General features: G+C 61.2%; 16 protein-coding genes. 6 read left to right on the forward strand and 10 right to left on the reverse strand.

What is annotated here, in order from left to right; genetic code table 11:
• Positions 1–44 precede the first annotated feature (44 nt).
• The 6 genes from HMPREF2690_RS03075 to HMPREF2690_RS03100 form a co-directional block, all read right to left on the reverse strand.
• The gene (locus HMPREF2690_RS03075) at positions 45–971 is read right to left on the reverse strand and encodes a Ppx/GppA phosphatase family protein (protein ID WP_070820158.1); all 927 of its coding nucleotides are present in this window, start codon (positions 969–971) and stop codon (positions 45–47) included.
• A complete protein-coding gene (locus HMPREF2690_RS03080) occupies positions 968–1,525 on the reverse strand; it encodes a DUF501 domain-containing protein (protein WP_070820159.1) in 558 nt (185 codons plus the stop codon). The genes HMPREF2690_RS03075 and HMPREF2690_RS03080 overlap by 4 nt, the downstream gene beginning before the upstream one ends.
• A 161-nt stretch (positions 1,526–1,686) precedes the next feature.
• Positions 1,687–2,283: a septum formation initiator family protein gene (locus tag HMPREF2690_RS03085; protein ID WP_070820160.1), complete on the reverse strand. Its 597-nt coding sequence runs from the start codon at positions 2,281–2,283 to the stop codon at positions 1,687–1,689.
• 121 nt (positions 2,284–2,404) lie between these two features.
• Complete coding sequence (locus tag HMPREF2690_RS03090; protein WP_070820161.1) at positions 2,405–3,205, reverse strand: type IV toxin-antitoxin system AbiEi family antitoxin domain-containing protein; 801 nt, start codon at positions 3,203–3,205, stop codon at positions 2,405–2,407.
• A 172-nt stretch (positions 3,206–3,377) separates the two neighbouring features.
• Positions 3,378–4,655: a phosphopyruvate hydratase gene (gene eno / locus HMPREF2690_RS03095; RefSeq protein WP_070820162.1), complete on the reverse strand. Its 1,278-nt coding sequence runs from the start codon at positions 4,653–4,655 to the stop codon at positions 3,378–3,380.
• 75 nt (positions 4,656–4,730) lie between these two features.
• On the reverse strand, positions 4,731–5,534 hold the full coding sequence (locus HMPREF2690_RS03100; RefSeq protein WP_070820163.1) for a lytic transglycosylase domain-containing protein: 804 nt from the start codon (positions 5,532–5,534) through the stop codon (positions 4,731–4,733).
• Positions 5,535–5,681: 147 nt separating this feature from the next.
• Between HMPREF2690_RS03100 and HMPREF2690_RS03105 the strand changes: the two genes are divergently transcribed.
• Positions 5,682–6,104: a hypothetical protein gene (locus HMPREF2690_RS03105; protein ID WP_070482886.1), complete on the forward strand. Its 423-nt coding sequence runs from the start codon at positions 5,682–5,684 to the stop codon at positions 6,102–6,104.
• Here the strand turns inward: HMPREF2690_RS03105 and HMPREF2690_RS03110 are convergent.
• Positions 6,094–6,690: a MazG nucleotide pyrophosphohydrolase domain-containing protein gene (locus tag HMPREF2690_RS03110; protein ID WP_070820164.1), complete on the reverse strand. Its 597-nt coding sequence runs from the start codon at positions 6,688–6,690 to the stop codon at positions 6,094–6,096. The genes HMPREF2690_RS03105 and HMPREF2690_RS03110 overlap by 11 nt on opposite strands.
• 33 nt (positions 6,691–6,723) lie before the next feature.
• Here HMPREF2690_RS03110 and HMPREF2690_RS03115 point away from each other — a divergent pair, with 33 nt between their 5' ends.
• Positions 6,724–7,395 (forward strand): 8-oxoguanine DNA glycosylase OGG fold protein, encoded by a 672-nt coding sequence (locus HMPREF2690_RS03115; RefSeq protein ID WP_070820165.1) that lies wholly within the window; start codon positions 6,724–6,726, stop codon positions 7,393–7,395.
• Between the two features lie 137 nt (positions 7,396–7,532).
• Here HMPREF2690_RS03115 and HMPREF2690_RS03120 read toward each other — a convergent pair whose 3' ends face one another.
• Positions 7,533–8,018 (reverse strand): DUF4411 family protein, encoded by a 486-nt coding sequence (locus HMPREF2690_RS03120; protein WP_070820166.1) that lies wholly within the window; start codon positions 8,016–8,018, stop codon positions 7,533–7,535.
• A gap of 3 nt (positions 8,019–8,021) precedes the next feature.
• Positions 8,022–9,170: an ImmA/IrrE family metallo-endopeptidase gene (locus HMPREF2690_RS03125; protein ID WP_070820167.1), complete on the reverse strand. Its 1,149-nt coding sequence runs from the start codon at positions 9,168–9,170 to the stop codon at positions 8,022–8,024.
• A gap of 253 nt (positions 9,171–9,423) precedes the next feature.
• Here HMPREF2690_RS03125 and HMPREF2690_RS03130 point away from each other — a divergent pair, with 253 nt between their 5' ends.
• Complete coding sequence (locus HMPREF2690_RS03130) at positions 9,424–9,645, forward strand: hypothetical protein (protein WP_070820168.1); 222 nt, start codon at positions 9,424–9,426, stop codon at positions 9,643–9,645.
• 178 nt (positions 9,646–9,823) lie between these two features.
• Here HMPREF2690_RS03130 and dnaG read toward each other — a convergent pair whose 3' ends face one another.
• Positions 9,824–11,821 (reverse strand): DNA primase, encoded by a 1,998-nt coding sequence (gene dnaG / locus HMPREF2690_RS03135; RefSeq protein ID WP_070820169.1) that lies wholly within the window; start codon positions 11,819–11,821, stop codon positions 9,824–9,826.
• Positions 11,822–11,856: 35 nt separating this feature from the next.
• Between dnaG and HMPREF2690_RS03140 the strand changes: the two genes are divergently transcribed.
• From HMPREF2690_RS03140 to HMPREF2690_RS03150, 3 genes are all read left to right on the forward strand, one after another.
• Positions 11,857–12,276, forward strand: coding sequence for a guanyl-specific ribonuclease (locus HMPREF2690_RS03140; RefSeq protein ID WP_070820170.1), 420 nt, complete (start codon positions 11,857–11,859; stop codon positions 12,274–12,276).
• Positions 12,276–12,524 (forward strand): hypothetical protein, encoded by a 249-nt coding sequence (locus HMPREF2690_RS03145; protein WP_070421367.1) that lies wholly within the window; start codon positions 12,276–12,278, stop codon positions 12,522–12,524. Before HMPREF2690_RS03140 ends, HMPREF2690_RS03145 begins: the two co-directional genes overlap by 1 nt.
• Positions 12,525–12,608: 84 nt before the next feature.
• Positions 12,609–13,514 carry a hypothetical protein gene (locus HMPREF2690_RS03150; protein ID WP_141761187.1) on the forward strand — a complete coding sequence of 302 codons (906 nt, stop codon included), beginning with the start codon at positions 12,609–12,611 and terminating at the stop codon, positions 13,512–13,514.
• The last annotated feature ends 279 nt before the right edge of the window (positions 13,515–13,793 follow it).

The raw sequence follows: 13,793 nt of genomic DNA on the forward strand, positions 1-13,793 counted from the left end.
GTTTAGTTTAATTCCGAAAAATGGCACATTGAGTGTCTGGTCATTCACAGACCGGCGACAATCCCGTCAAGAATGTCCTTCTCACTGACCACAATTCGGCTCTCACTTGCTTCGTGTTCGAAGAAATCAATCAGTTCTTCGACAACGGCTGAGCCTGCTGCAATGACGTCGGCACGCCCTGGGTGCACCACGGGATTGATTCGGCGTTCTTCTGCAGTTTTGTTTCGAAGGTCTTCTGTGACCTCACGGATACGGTCGAAGGAAATCTCCGACATGTGGATCCGTTTCGGATCGTAGGAATCGAGTTCCTGAGCGAGTGCGGAGAGCGTTGTGAACGTACCGGCGCAGCCGACGAAGGTACGTACCTGAGCAAACGGCACCGCCTTTGAAGCCTCGGTAATTCGGTCAGCGATGTAGTCCCGAGCGGCAGCGGTTTCTTCTGCAGTGGGTGGATCTGTACGCATGAAGCGCTCGGTGATGCGCACGCAACCCATCTGGGTGGAAACTGCGTGCAATTGGTCAGCGGTCTGCATGACAAACTCGGTCGATCCGCCGCCGAGGTCAGTCACGCAGAACGGCCCGCGTTCCGGGTCAAGGTCTGCCGTAGCGCCGGCAAACGACAGCGCTGCTTCTTCCTCGCCAGAGATCACTTCGGCAACCGCGCCGGGCTGGATCTGGCTGAGGAGCTCACGGGTCATTGTGAAGAAGTCGTCGCGGTTGGCGGCGTCACGGGTGGCGGACGTGGCTACCATGCGCACGCGGGTGACGTGCTCGCGCTGCATCTCCTCGACGTAATCGGCCAGCGCCACGCGTGTGCGTTCGATGGCTTCTGGCGCGAACTTGCCGGTCTCGTCGACACCTTGGCCGAGGCGCACGATGGTGTTGCGGCGACATAGTTCGCCGGTTTCGGTGTCGTGGATAAGCAAGCGGATGGAGTTTGTGCCGCAGTCCACGGCCGCGACGCGGGTCACTCCAGATCCTCCCCTGCTTCAGCGAGAGTGATGCCGAGATCCTCAAGCGTCGGCCAGTCCTCCGGAATCGCGGTGCCGCGCAGATTGCCGTGCTCTGCGGCGAGGGCAACGGCCTCGGTGCCGAAGCGGACACGCTCCGGACCTTCCGCGAGCGCGTAAGCAATCAGAACGTGGAGGCACTTCACTCGCTCCGGCATTCCGCCACCGGAAAAGTCGGTGCCGAGGTCCTCGATGGCGTTGCGCTTTGCGAGGAAGTGTTCGTGGGCGGCTTGGTAGTCGCGTCGTAAAGCATCGCCCTCAGCGGTATCAGCGTTGAGGCGGGCTTCCATCCACTTCATCACCTGCGCCACCTCGAGGCGTGACGCTTCGGCGGTGAGGCGTGGATCGGTGAGGTAGTAGAGGGTGGGGAACGGGGTGCCGTCGTCAAGTTTTGGCGCCGTTTTCACCACAGCCGGCTGATTATCGGGAGTGGTGTAAGCAATCGCGAGGACACCGCGTGGGGTGCGGCCGAGCTGCTCGGCAACGATAGACAACTGTGCATCGGTTGGAGTCATGCCGCTATTGTTCCACGATCGACGAACGGGTTTCCCGTGCGATAGGTATTAAATGCGCTATAGTTGCGTTTAACGTGGCTAGCAGCCACGAGGGAGTGCCTTCAATCGAGTCGTAACGCACTCCCCAACGGTTCCACACCAACCGTCGCTGCTAGCCACGTCTACTGTTCAGCAGGCGCTTCAGCGGGAGCCTCGACGGCTGGTGGTTCTGCGTCTGCTGGGGCGTCGGGTTGTGGCGCTTCTTGCTCGGGCACATCGGCCTCGGCTTCGGGAGCCTCTGCTTCGGGGATGTCGCGGAGTGAATCCCACAGCACCTCGGACCACTCGCGGTCGTCGGGGATCTCGTCGGCGGCGGTGGTGATGTTGTCGGGGGCGGACATGCGCGGATCAAGGATGCGCCAGACGGTCTCCCCCTCTTCCACTACGCCTAGGCGGCGACGTGCTTCTTGGCGCATGAAGGCATCGTCTTCGTACATGGCGATGTCGCTTTCAAGCGCCTGCTTGCGCGCCTCCAGGCGTTCGATAGATTCCTGGGCGCGGGCGATCTCGGCGCGACCCTCGTAGTAATTCCGAAGCGGCGCGGCGATGGCCAGCAGCACCAGTAGGACAACGCTAATCAGGATGACCACGCTGGCCATGTCTTGCTTTGGAAACACGCGCGCCCGCCTCGTGCGGGAGCGTTGCGCGCGCTCTGCAGCGCGCTGGGCACGCTCCGCGTCGCGGCTCGCGACAGGCACGGAGGACGGGCGTTTCTTCATAGGAAGATAGTTTAGATGTGGTGCAAGGTTTTTCGCGGTTCGGCACGGCCCCGCGCAGACGATCCCGCTCCCCTAACCGTCAAACACGACCGGCGCACCTTGGCCAATGGCTCCTTCGCCACTACAGGGGACTTGATCGAGGATCCGTGACTGACTCCAAGAGTGTGGCGAGAATCAGCAAATTGTCCCGTATCGTTTTTTGCTTTTCATCATCAGAGAGTCGATCTACCAGACCGTCGAGGCCATGTACGTAACGGTTTCTGCGTTCGATGATGTCCTCGACCGAGGAGGCCTCAGCACATAGTTCAGCTACGAGATTCTTGCCTGACGTCGCCCCATAAAAACGGGAAGACGGATTCAGTTGGGTAGCCAAGTCGTCGATACGCACACCCTCTTTTCGGAGGGCATCAGCAACTATGTCGGCTAGATACCCGCGTTCAATTTTTGCCTCGGCGAGGTCCACGACCGTTCGAGTTACATCAGTCACCGGAAGCCCGTCGATAGAAACGATCCGAGCATCAGAAATCTCGCGACCAGTACGAATACGAACACCTTCCTGCCGTGTCTGCTTCGTACCTGGTGTGGAAAAGGTGTACTGCGCGGGAATCAAACGCCCTGTGCCGTGAATGCGTGCCGCAGATTCATGTGACACAACCAAGGGGGCACGTTCATCCCAACGCTCATCAATAAAGCTCTTCGGTTCAAGCGAAAGCCACGCGGCCCGAATTCCGTCCTGCGGACCACCCTGGTGCGACGGAAGCAGATACACACCCTGGCGAGCGCGCTGGAGGTCCCCGCGTTGCGTCAATCTGGATAACTGCAACCGAGTGATTCCTTCGCGAGCCGCCTGCGCGGTCGTAACAATCCCCCATTGATCGGACGCGATCATTTCTAGCGTCGAAAGTGCGTCACCACGATCCATCTACACCACCTCGACTGATGTTTGTATCACACATTTCATGCATTTGTATCATCCTGAGTGATACAAACGTCAGTTTTGCTGCGTCATTGTTGGAGAGATGACAGAAACGGCCCTCCCTGCAGCAGTAGCAAGGAAGGGCCGAATGAACGCCAGACGCTCGTGGCGTTAGCGCCTACTTCTTAAAGCGCGGGAAGGCGTCGCGGCCGGCGTAGACGGCGGCGTCGCCAAGCACCTGCTCAATGCGCAGCAACTGGTTGTACTTCGCCACACGCTCGGAACGAGCCGGGGCACCGGTCTTGATCTGGCCGCAGGACAGGGCGACGGCGAGGTCCGCGATAGTGGTGTCCTCAGTCTCACCGGAACGGTGCGACATCATGGTGCGGAAGCCGTTGCGGTGCGCCAACTCGACGGCGTCGAAGGTCTCGGTGAGGGTACCGATCTGGTTCACCTTCACCAGCAGAGCGTTTGCGGCGCCCTTCTCAATGCCTTCGGCGAGGCGCTTCGGGTTGGTGACAAAGAGGTCGTCGCCGACGATCTGGATCTTGTCGCCAAGCTTCTCGGTCAGGGTGACGTAGCCGTCCCAGTCGTTCTCATCCAGCGGGTCCTCGATGGAGACGATCGGATACTGCTCCACCAGGTCCGCGTACACCTGGATCATCTCCTCGGCGGAGTGCTTGCCACCCTCGAAGTTGTAGGTGCCGTTGTCGTAGAACTCGGAGGAGGCGACGTCGAGGGCGAGCGCGACATCGCTACCAAGCTTGTAGCCCGCCTTCTCAATAGCCTCGACGATGAGGTCGAGGGCGGCCTTGGTGGAGTCGACGGACGGGGCGAAACCGCCCTCGTCGCCAAGACCCGTGGACAGACCCTTGGACTTAATCACGGACTTCAGCGCGTGGTAGACCTCAGTGCCCATACGCAGCGCCTCGGCGAAGGTCTCCGCGCCGATCGGGGCGATCATGAACTCCTGGACGTCCACACCAGAGTCGGCGTGTGCACCACCGTTGAGGATGTTCATCATCGGCACCGGAAGGGTGTGTGCGTTCGGACCGCCGATGTAGCGGAACAGCGGCAGCTCGGCAGCCTCAGCAGCGGCCTTCGCCACAGCCATGGACACACCCAGCAAGGCGTTCGCGCCCAGGTTCTTCTTGTTGTCGGTGCCGTCGAGCTCGATCATCGTGTTGTCGATCAGACGCTGATCATCCGCCTCAAACGCGATCAGGGCATCCGCGATGGTCTCGTTGACGTTCTCGACAGCCTTGAGGACACCCTTGCCGTCGTAGCGGTCGTCGTCATCGCGAAGCTCGTGAGCCTCATGCTCACCCGTCGACGCACCCGACGGCACCGCAGCCTGGCCATGCGAGCCATCCGACAGCAGCGCTTCCACCTCCACGGTCGGGTTACCGCGCGAATCCAGAATCTCGCGAGCAAAGATGTGCATGATGTCAGCCATGAGTTCTCCTTAACGTGGATAGTGGCGTGGAAAATGACTTGGCGAAAAATTCCGACAACAAGTCTAGCCGTTGCCCTACCGGTGGGCAGGCTGGTTCATGGCATAGTTGGCCGCCGCGTCGCGTACACGGGCGAAATAGTCGCTGGACTGGTTATACGCGTAGATAGCCTGGGTCCACCCCTCCTCGGTAGACAGGTCGCGGGGTGTGCCGCCGGAATTGCACAGGAGGTTCGCAGCACCTAAGGCGGCGTCGTCGATCTGCTGGGGGTTCGGGGTGCCATCGCCGTTGGCGTCGCGACCAAAGCGCGCCCAAGACTCCGGAATGAACTGCATCGGGCCGACGGCGCGGTCGAACTCCGTGTCGCCGTCCAGCTGACCGTGGTCGGTGTCCGGAACCTTGGCAAAGCCGTCCCCATTGAGCTGCGGGCCGATGATGGGTGGTTGCGGGTAGCCGTTCTCGTCCAGTTTGGAGTAGTCGAAACGGCCGCCGTACGTGCCGTGGCGGGTCTCCACCCAACCGATGCCGGCGAGCGTGTTCCATGTCAGGTTGCAGGTGGGCCAGGCCTCCTCGGCAATCAGAGCGGCGTTGGCGTATGCGCGCACGGCCTGGCCGGGGATGTTCGTGGCCTCGCCGATGCTTTGCGACCAGTCAAAGAGTTGGTCGGAGGTTCTGCCGGGCGCGTGGACGTTAATACGCGGGGGCGCCTCCGCAGCTGCGGGTGGGACCGTGAGCGGGGCTTTTTGCTTCGGCTCTGTTGTGTCGAAGTTGAAGGCCGAGAGCAGCCACGCGATAAGCGCGACGACAAGAATAACGGCCATGGCCGCGCCAAGAATGCCCACGCAGCCACAGCCGCGAGCAATGCGTCGCAGTGTGATCATGGGCGCAAAGTGTACCGGGCGCGGTTACCGCGCCGTGCGGAGGTTAGGCGGTACCAGAAGTAACAATTTTCACACAAACCACAACAATCACAGCTGTAACAGTTATGATGCTTTGCGACCTATCAAACTTCCCCGAAAGGACACCCCATGCGCCGCATCACCGCAGCACTCGCAGCAGGCCTCATCGCCGTCACCGGCTTCGCAGGCACCGCAACCCCAGCCAAGGCCCAGACCCTCGAACTCGTCCGCCTGCTCAACGGCAACATCGCCACCGCCAACTGCGACAGCCTGCGCACCGGCCTGACCGCCACCCGCATGGTGAACAAGGACACCACCCGCAGCCAGCTCGTCATGAACCTCAACACCGCCGTGGGCAACGACGCGGCCCTGCGCCTCGTCTCCGCAAGCACCGTCGGCGCGGTGGCGGACCGTGCGCTGGAGTGCGGCATCGTCAAGCCGGACCCAGTCACCCCACTCGACCAGCTCTTCGCCGGTTCCTCCCAGATGTCCTCCAAGGCAGGCCTGCCGGACATCCGCACCCTCATCCCAGCACTACCGGCTATTCGCTAGCCTTCCCCTCGACCCACAGACGGTCCTGCGTCCCCTTATCCACAGGCCCGTCTGACCCGTCGAACAAATACGGCGCGCGGCGGCGCATCTTATCGACGAACGCCCCCGCCACATCCCCAAACCCAAAGGCACCCCGCTCGTCGGCAATCTCCGCATGGAACAACACCTGCAGGAGCAAATCCGACAACTCCTTCTTCAGCTCCGCGTCGGGTGCCTTTGCGCGAATCGCATCCGCGACCTCACCAGCCTCCTCCGCCAAAAACGGCAGGAGGCTTTCGTGCGTCATCTCCTGCTCCCACTCACCCCGGCGCCGCGCCTCACGCATCGTCTCCACAGCCTGCAGCACAGGATCCTCGAGGGAAGGGACTTTGATCAGGGCGGTGGAGTCGTCGTCAAGCAAACGCTCCGCAAACTTCGGATCCGTGGTGATGATCCAATGCCCGTCGCCGTCTACGACATCCAACGCCCAACGCACCGACACCGGCACCTCCGGCGAAAACTCCACACGACCACGAATCTGGCCAGCAAGGTTGAGCGGGATCATGTCGGGCCAACGGGCATCCAGAAGCAACACGGTCGCAGTCATGCTGGGAAGTCTAAGGCCTCTATGATGGAGCGCATGACTCAGATCGCCGAAGCACTCGAAGCCATCAAACCCAGCGCCCAAGACGCACTGCAAGACTCCGTTACCTTCTCCCCCATCCGCTGGAAAACCGGCTGGCCCCACCACCTCCGCCGCGTCCCGCCCTTCCGCGACGACGCCACCGCCTCCATCACCCGCGCCGAAGTCTTCTCCTTCGCCTCGGATGTCCGCTCCTCCGACTTCGCACGCGAGCAGATCATCGACTTTTTGGGCGCCTGCTTTGCCTACATCGCCGGCCAGTCCAACCAGGTCATGCAAATGCAGGCGTTCCTGCGCAACAAGGGCAACGCTTCCAAGCTGCTCGGCGCGATCCGGAAGCTTGGCGGATTGTCGCCTGTCGACGCCTACGCCTCCTTAGTCGCGACCGACCTAGCACCGAAGTACGCCTCCGCCGTGGCGTACTTCCTGGCGGGTGAGCAGGACGCTGCTGGTGCTGCTGCTTCGCCGGATGGCGCTGCTGCACCGGCGATCATTTGCTCCAACCGCGCGCGCCTGGCTGGCCTGGCGAAGGACGCCGACTGGACCGCCGACGAATACAAGGAGTACCTCGACGCCTTGACCGCTGCGCGAGACGCCTACGACTCTTCCCTGCCGTTGGACGCGGTTGAGTGGGCGTTGCGGGAGTTTGCTCGTCGCGAGGCAAAGTAGCGCTGAGTTTTTAGGGGGGCTTGGCTGGGCTTTTACAGGGTTTGCCTGTCGAGCCCACGCTGGGGGTATAGATGCCGCCCGGCGAGCTTAGGGGCAAACCCGAACTCGCCGGGCTTTGGTGTTTGTGGGGGTTGGGTTTAGATCTTGATGTTTAAACGCCGAAGGAACTCGAGTGCACTGATACAGGGCACACCGAACTGTATAGCCACGTCAGGGATCTTTACCTTCTTTATGCTGTTCGGCGCCGACGCCTCATTAGTAACAATGGTCGCGCCGTAGCGATATGCCGACGCCACCAGCCATGAGTCTGCCACATTGAAGAACTCCGTAGCGGCAGCGTCGCGGTATTTCGGTTGTCTGCCGAACTCCACCCATTCCACGACTTCCTGGTAACAATCGACCTCTTTTTGATCAGGGAAAATTATTTGATTTGGGCGGACATTCTTCTGATACCAGCCATACTCAGGAGCACCCCACGCAGCAAGCTCTTTATCAACCTCATCATGGAAGTGCACACCGTCGGAGAACAACGCAACCTCAAGTTTCCCCCAAAGCGACGGAAACACAGTATCCGGATAAACACTGGCCAAGGTGCCCAAGAAGTTAGTGTCCACCAAATACATCGGCTACACCGCTTCCCGGCCCCGCACCTGGCGTGCATTGACCAGATTCGCGAACGACTCGCTTGAATTACTTCCCAGGTATCGCGCAGCCTCCCGTTGCGATATTTGGCCGTTCACCGCCGCTTGCGTAACCGTGTCAAAGAACCTTCCACCAACACGGGAACGAACCAGCACGTGGTGCGGCGGTGCCCCCTCACCGGTCCTCTCCGCTCGCTCTCCAGTGTGCTTCACCAAAGGCAGTACGCGGCGTGCTTCCTCTTGATCAATGAGCTCCAATTCGTCGAGGCGCCAGAGCATGGCTTCCCTACTCAGACCAAAGCGACGGGCGAGTCGTTCGACTTGGTCTTTGGTCGGCATGGTGTCGTCGAAAAGCTTCTGCACTGCAGATGCCGGAGCAATGAGCTCAGAAGCAAACTGGTTGCACCACCGCTCCAACTGCACGCCGTCCGTATGATCGGAGACACCCGGTTTTCCGAGCACAACGTGGCCAAGCTCATGCGCGAGGCTGAACAACTGCGCGGTCTTTGCATCGCGAGTGTTGATGAAGACGAGACAGAAACCATCGTCTTCAATGGTGAACCCGCGAAACTCATCGACGCTCAAACGACGCTTCGTTGAACTCTCCACGATCGAATTTCGCGCCACCAACACCCCTGCTTCTTCCATCGACAGAACCAAGGCGCGCACTTTATCCGCCCCCGGAAATGGGGCTTCTGCATCAAACCCGAGATGCTCGCGGATGGACAGCGCGACGTCTTGAGGGCGCTGAGAACTCGAGGCGGAAGCGAAAAAGACCGGGGGTTCGATCCCCTCATCCTTTGCGTAGTCCGAGTACCAAGCCAGACGCTGCTGCGACTTGAGAACAACCTCTTGGAGATCTGGACTCATCGACCCCAACGCAGAATTCCTGACGATCCGGAAATCTGCAACACCAGTGTCCTCTCCGGAAGGCTCCTTAAGCAGCAATCTCCCGAACGGAATCTTCGCCTGGTGAGCCAGCTTCTGCGCCTGACGCAGCGTGGGTTGTGCGTCCCCCTCTAACCAGGAATCGAATTTTGGAAAACGCTTGAGCAACTCATCATCATCCAAACCCGTACGACGAGCGGCCCACTGCAAAACGGAAGGCGTGACCGAAACACGCGGCGTGTTCATCGGCCCACCTCCTTTTCACTCTTTCTGCAAAAACCAAACTCTGCCCAAGACGATACTGCGTAGAGGTTCAGTATGTCACCAAGGGTTGACACGTGACCCAGTTTTAATGTGGCTGGTCGATACTGCCGTTGTACTGGGTGTTTAATGCGGCGCGATGAGTTCGGGTTTGCTCCTAAGCTCACTTTTCGGCCTATTGGTTGAGATACGATGTGCATTAATCGGGTTGGGACTCAAACAGATTGGTGCAGCAGCAATGAACCGTTTCACAGCGACCGTTGAGTACTCATCCGGCTGGTGGGTGGGGCAACTTGAAGAAGACGCTGGCGTCATAGTCCAGGCTCGATCTGTAAAGCAACTTAGAAACGAGTTCCGAGAAGCACTTCGACTCTTTCCCGAGCTCACCGCACACCCCGACGCTGCTCACATTGAAATTACGGTTGTTGGTGAAGCAGGCGGCGGCGGGCTGACCTACTAGTGGCGCTTCGGGGCGATGCAAGATGTTGCAGGGCCGGGAGCTGCGACCTGCGCGGAGTGTAAAAACCTGCCGGCGAAGGTGCGGGGTTTTACACAAACGAAATAAGTAAAGCGGGGCGTCGGCGGCGGTGCGGGTCGGGGGACAGACCAGCGGCCGACGCAACCGGCAGGGGTGGTGGCTAACGCCCGCGGAAGGCGCGGTCGTTGAGGTCCCGGCGGGCCTGCTCCAGGGCAACCAGGTCAGAGAAGAGGGCGTTGTAGGCCTCTTCGTCGTCAGAGGGGCGCATGCGCTGCAGCTGCGCCTTGAGCTGGGCGATCTGCTCGCCGACGCGGGTCTCCTGCAGGCGGGAGAGGACGGAGTCGGCGTATTCGTCGAGGTCGTCGGCGTGAATGGGTTCGACGGCGAGTTCGGAAACAAAGTTGCGGCCGGAAAGATCGCGCATCTCACCGGCGACGGCAGCGATCCAGGAGGCGCCACCGTCGGGGGCAGAGTCGGTGGAGCTAGATCCCGCGGGCCCTGCGACAGCAGCGGCACCAGCGGAGCTAGCGGCACCAGCGCCCACACCGTCACCAGCGCGGGCGCAGCCGCCGGCGGCGGTGATGGCCTCGCGGACCTGCTGGTAGGCGTCGTTGGTGAAGGCGTCCGGGTTGATGCCGTCGAAGTAATTGCCGGCCTTCGACGGGTGCTGCAGAGCGATCTTTAGGGCTTCACGCTGGGGCCACAGCATCGGGTCGTCGGGGCGCGGCGGGATCAGCAACTCCGCCTGGCGGCCGGAGGAGTCGGGGCCAGCGGCGGCCTGCCGGGCGGCAAGGGAGACGCGCTGGCGCTTCTCCTTTTTCGGCTTCTTCGCCTCGGCGCGGACCTGTTCCAACACTTCGTCGGGGTTGGGCCAGCCCACCCAGCCGGCGAGGCGGCGGGCGTATTCCTGTTGGAGAACTTTGTCGTCGATGGAGGCGACGACGGGGACGGTGCGTCGTAAAGCTTGGACGCGCCCTTCGGCGGAGTCGAGGGAGTAATTCTTCAGCAGGGACTCGATGACGAACTCGTAGACGGGGATGCGGGAGGCGACGAGGTCGCGAAGAGCACTGTCGCCCTTCTCCAGGCGCAGGTCACAAGGGTCCATGCCGTCCGGGGCGACGGCGACAAACGACTGGCCGCCGAACTCCGTGTCGGTGTTGTAGGCGCGCATCGCAGCCTTCTGGCCGGCCTCGTCGCCGTCGAAGGTGTAGATGAGTTCGCCGCGGAAGAAATTGTCGTCCAGCATTAGGCGGCGGATCAGGCTCATGTGTTCGGAGCCGAACGCGGTACCGCAGGTGGCCACGGCGGTGGTCACGCCGGCGGCATGCATGGCCATCACGTCAGTGTAGCCCTCCACCACCACCGTCTGGTGCTGGGTGGCAATGTTGCGCTTTGCCTTATCGATGCCGAACAGCACCTTCGACTTGTGATACAGCATGGTGTCGGAGGTGTTCATGTACTTGCCCATGGGGTCGTCGTCGAAAAGTTTGCGCGCGCCGAAACCGATCGTGTTCGATGCAGCATCCTTAATCGGCCAAATCAAACGACGCCGAAACTTATCAATTGGCCCGCGCTTGCCCTGCGAGGAAATACCGGCGTCGATGAGTTCCTGGACCTCAAAACCCTTACGCAGCAGATGCTTGGTCAGCGTATCCCAACCGTCGGGGGCGTAACCGCACTCGAAATCCAGGATCAACTCGCGCGAAAACCCACGGTTGAGCAGGAAGTCGCGCGCAACCTTCGCCTCAGGCGTCTCCAACTGCTCGCGGTAAAACTCGTGCGCCGCCTTATTCGCCGCCAACAGCCGCTGGCGCGTACCCGGCTTCACATCACGCGCACCCGTGGAGCCACCCTGGTAATTAATGCGGTACCCAATCTGGTCCGCAACCGCCTCCACCGCCTCCGGGAAGGTCAACTGCTCCATCTCCATCAGGAACGAGAACACATCCCCGCCCTTGCCCGTAGAGAAGCAGTGGTAATACCCGTGAGCAGGGCGAACATGGAAACTCGGGGTCTTCTCGTCCTTAAACGGACTCAGGCCCTTCAGCGAGTCGTGCCCGGCAGGCTTCAACTGCACATACTCGCCCACGATCTCGTCGAGCGGTGCGCGCTGACGGATAGCCTCAATGTCACTATCCGGAATTCTGCCCCTTGCCATGGCGCTCATCGTAGCGTGTGCAACGATATGGGCCTATGAAGCGCCCGATTGTCCTGCTGACCTGCCTCGCGTTGAGCAGTTGCGTATCGACGACCCCCTCACCCACCCCGGCACCGGCGTCGAGCGCCGCGCCGTCGACCGCGCCGTCGACCGCGACCGCCTCGGGACTGCCGGCGTGCGACTCGCTTCCCGACGAAGCCTGGGACACCGTCGAGCTCATCGAAGCCGGCGGCCCCTTCCCCTACCCCGCCAACGACGACAAACGCTTCGGCAACTACGAACGCGTACTGCCGCAGGAGTCCCGGAACTACTACCGCGAGTACACCGTGGACACGCCGGGGCTGCGCCACCGCGGGGCGCGGCGCATCGTCACCGGCGGCGACGCTTCCGGCGTCGAGGCCTGGTACTACACCGACGACCACTACGAATCCTTCTGCGAAATGGAGGTCAACTGATGAACCCGATCTTTATCGCCAACCCCGTCCACACGCTTGAGGACCTCGCCCGCGGCATCCTCACCGCCGCCTACGGCCCCAAAGACGCCGCCGACCGGCCCGTGCCCACAAACCTCGACGCGCTCGCCGACCTCCTGCGGGAAACCCAAGTGAAACGGGTGGTGGTGGCTTCCTGGAGGGTGGAGGGGTCGTCGACAAGCAAAATGCGCGCAGTGTTTGAGGATGAAGGGGTCGAATTGGCAGCTTAGGGGCAAACCCGAACTCGGAAATGTCCACTATATTGTGCACGCGAGGGGTTCCCAACGCAGCCGCCAGGCGCGATACTGGCTTGCATGGGGTATGCAGAAATGGCTCACCTTCGGGGGTTGAGAGCAGATTTTGACGAGCAAGCCAACGCGCCCAGCGCGAACCCGCGCTATGTGACGCGGACAACCACCGTCGAGAAAGAATGGTGGCAATCGCTCCCACTGCGCGACCAAATGCTGGTCCGCGGTGCGGGAGTCTCGCGCGACAGTCGCAAAGCGATCCTCCTCGGTCGCTGGGCCGCAGTGCAACACGGCATGTGGATCGGGCCACTCACAGACTGGACCGTCGACGTCGCACTACCATCCGGAAAACCGCCCGCCAAAAGCAAATGGCCCATCCGGACACGATTCCGCTCAGTGCCCGTGCGTGACGACGAAACCATCACCGCCCAAAACATCCGCTACACCGACCGACTCCGCACCTACATCGACCTATTCCGCTTCGGCACCATCACCGACCAACTCACAGCAACCGATTGGATTCTGGGGCACTACTCACGCCGCAAAGTGCACGATTACATCGACGGGTTCGAAAGCTGTCGGCCTGAGATTCTCAAACGGGCGCACAATATCGTCGCCACCGTGACGCCTCTTCCCGAGTACAGGTATAGCCTCGCCCGCGCCGTCCTCTCCTCACACCGGATTGACTGTTACCCGGTGTTCCTAAAACCATGGGTCACATCCGGGCCTCTGATTGTCGACTGCGGCGGGATGCGCAACATCGCCATCATCATCGACGACGCCACCGGCTTCGATTCCGACTTCGGTTTCCCCGAAGACACACGCGCCTCCTGGACTTCGCACCACAACTTCCCGACAGTGCGCTGGGACTTCTCAGATCTGTTCTTCAGACCGGACCTTTTCATGAGGGAAGTAGGCCGGGCGCGTAATGCCGTCATATATAAGCACTCGCTGCCAAAGTGGGAGTGGTGAGGCGGTCGCCGGCTGTGTGAGCGCGTTGTGTGGGCGGTGTGTGAGCGCTGTTTGAGCGCGGTGAGGCGACCGCCCTGAGGGGTGAAAGGTGTCCGATTGGCAGCTTAGGGGCAAACCCGAACTCGGATGCGCGGCACGACCACAGTGGACCGCAGTGGAACGCAGTGAAGGCCGGTAGGAATCGCCGTCGGTGCGAGTTCGGGTTTGCCCTTAAGCTCAGTTTTCGCACATGTGCACCCCGGCGTGGGATGTGGCCGGGCGTGGGCGCTCCGGGGTGGA

It is taken from the genome of Corynebacterium sp. HMSC034E11 (assembly GCF_001835905.1).
GTDB classification, from domain to species: domain Bacteria; phylum Actinomycetota; class Actinomycetes; order Mycobacteriales; family Mycobacteriaceae; genus Corynebacterium; species Corynebacterium coyleae.

What these genes read in the sequence shown, in the direction of transcription:
- HMPREF2690_RS03080 (WP_070820159.1), bottom strand. Translation starts at nt 1,525, where the DNA reads ATGACTCCAACCGATGCACAGTTGTCTATCGTTGCCGAGCAGCTCGGC.
- HMPREF2690_RS03085 (WP_070820160.1), bottom strand. Translation starts at nt 2,283, where the DNA reads ATGAAGAAACGCCCGTCCTCCGTGCCTGTCGCGAGCCGCGACGCGGAG.
- HMPREF2690_RS03090 (WP_070820161.1), bottom strand. Translation starts at nt 3,205, where the DNA reads ATGGATCGTGGTGACGCACTTTCGACGCTAGAAATGATCGCGTCCGAT.
- eno (WP_070820162.1), bottom strand. Translation starts at nt 4,655, where the DNA reads ATGGCTGACATCATGCACATCTTTGCTCGCGAGATTCTGGATTCGCGC.
- HMPREF2690_RS03100 (WP_070820163.1), bottom strand. Translation starts at nt 5,534, where the DNA reads ATGATCACACTGCGACGCATTGCTCGCGGCTGTGGCTGCGTGGGCATT.
- HMPREF2690_RS03105 (WP_070482886.1), top strand. Translation starts at nt 5,682, where the DNA reads ATGCGCCGCATCACCGCAGCACTCGCAGCAGGCCTCATCGCCGTCACC.
- HMPREF2690_RS03110 (WP_070820164.1), bottom strand. Translation starts at nt 6,690, where the DNA reads ATGACTGCGACCGTGTTGCTTCTGGATGCCCGTTGGCCCGACATGATC.
- HMPREF2690_RS03115 (WP_070820165.1), top strand. Translation starts at nt 6,724, where the DNA reads ATGACTCAGATCGCCGAAGCACTCGAAGCCATCAAACCCAGCGCCCAA.
- HMPREF2690_RS03120 (WP_070820166.1), bottom strand. Translation starts at nt 8,018, where the DNA reads ATGTATTTGGTGGACACTAACTTCTTGGGCACCTTGGCCAGTGTTTAT.
- HMPREF2690_RS03125 (WP_070820167.1), bottom strand. Translation starts at nt 9,170, where the DNA reads ATGAACACGCCGCGTGTTTCGGTCACGCCTTCCGTTTTGCAGTGGGCC.
- HMPREF2690_RS03130 (WP_070820168.1), top strand. Translation starts at nt 9,424, where the DNA reads ATGAACCGTTTCACAGCGACCGTTGAGTACTCATCCGGCTGGTGGGTG.
- dnaG (WP_070820169.1), bottom strand. Translation starts at nt 11,821, where the DNA reads ATGGCAAGGGGCAGAATTCCGGATAGTGACATTGAGGCTATCCGTCAG.
- HMPREF2690_RS03140 (WP_070820170.1), top strand. Translation starts at nt 11,857, where the DNA reads ATGAAGCGCCCGATTGTCCTGCTGACCTGCCTCGCGTTGAGCAGTTGC.
- HMPREF2690_RS03145 (WP_070421367.1), top strand. Translation starts at nt 12,276, where the DNA reads ATGAACCCGATCTTTATCGCCAACCCCGTCCACACGCTTGAGGACCTC.
- HMPREF2690_RS03150 (WP_141761187.1), top strand. Translation starts at nt 12,609, where the DNA reads ATGGGGTATGCAGAAATGGCTCACCTTCGGGGGTTGAGAGCAGATTTT.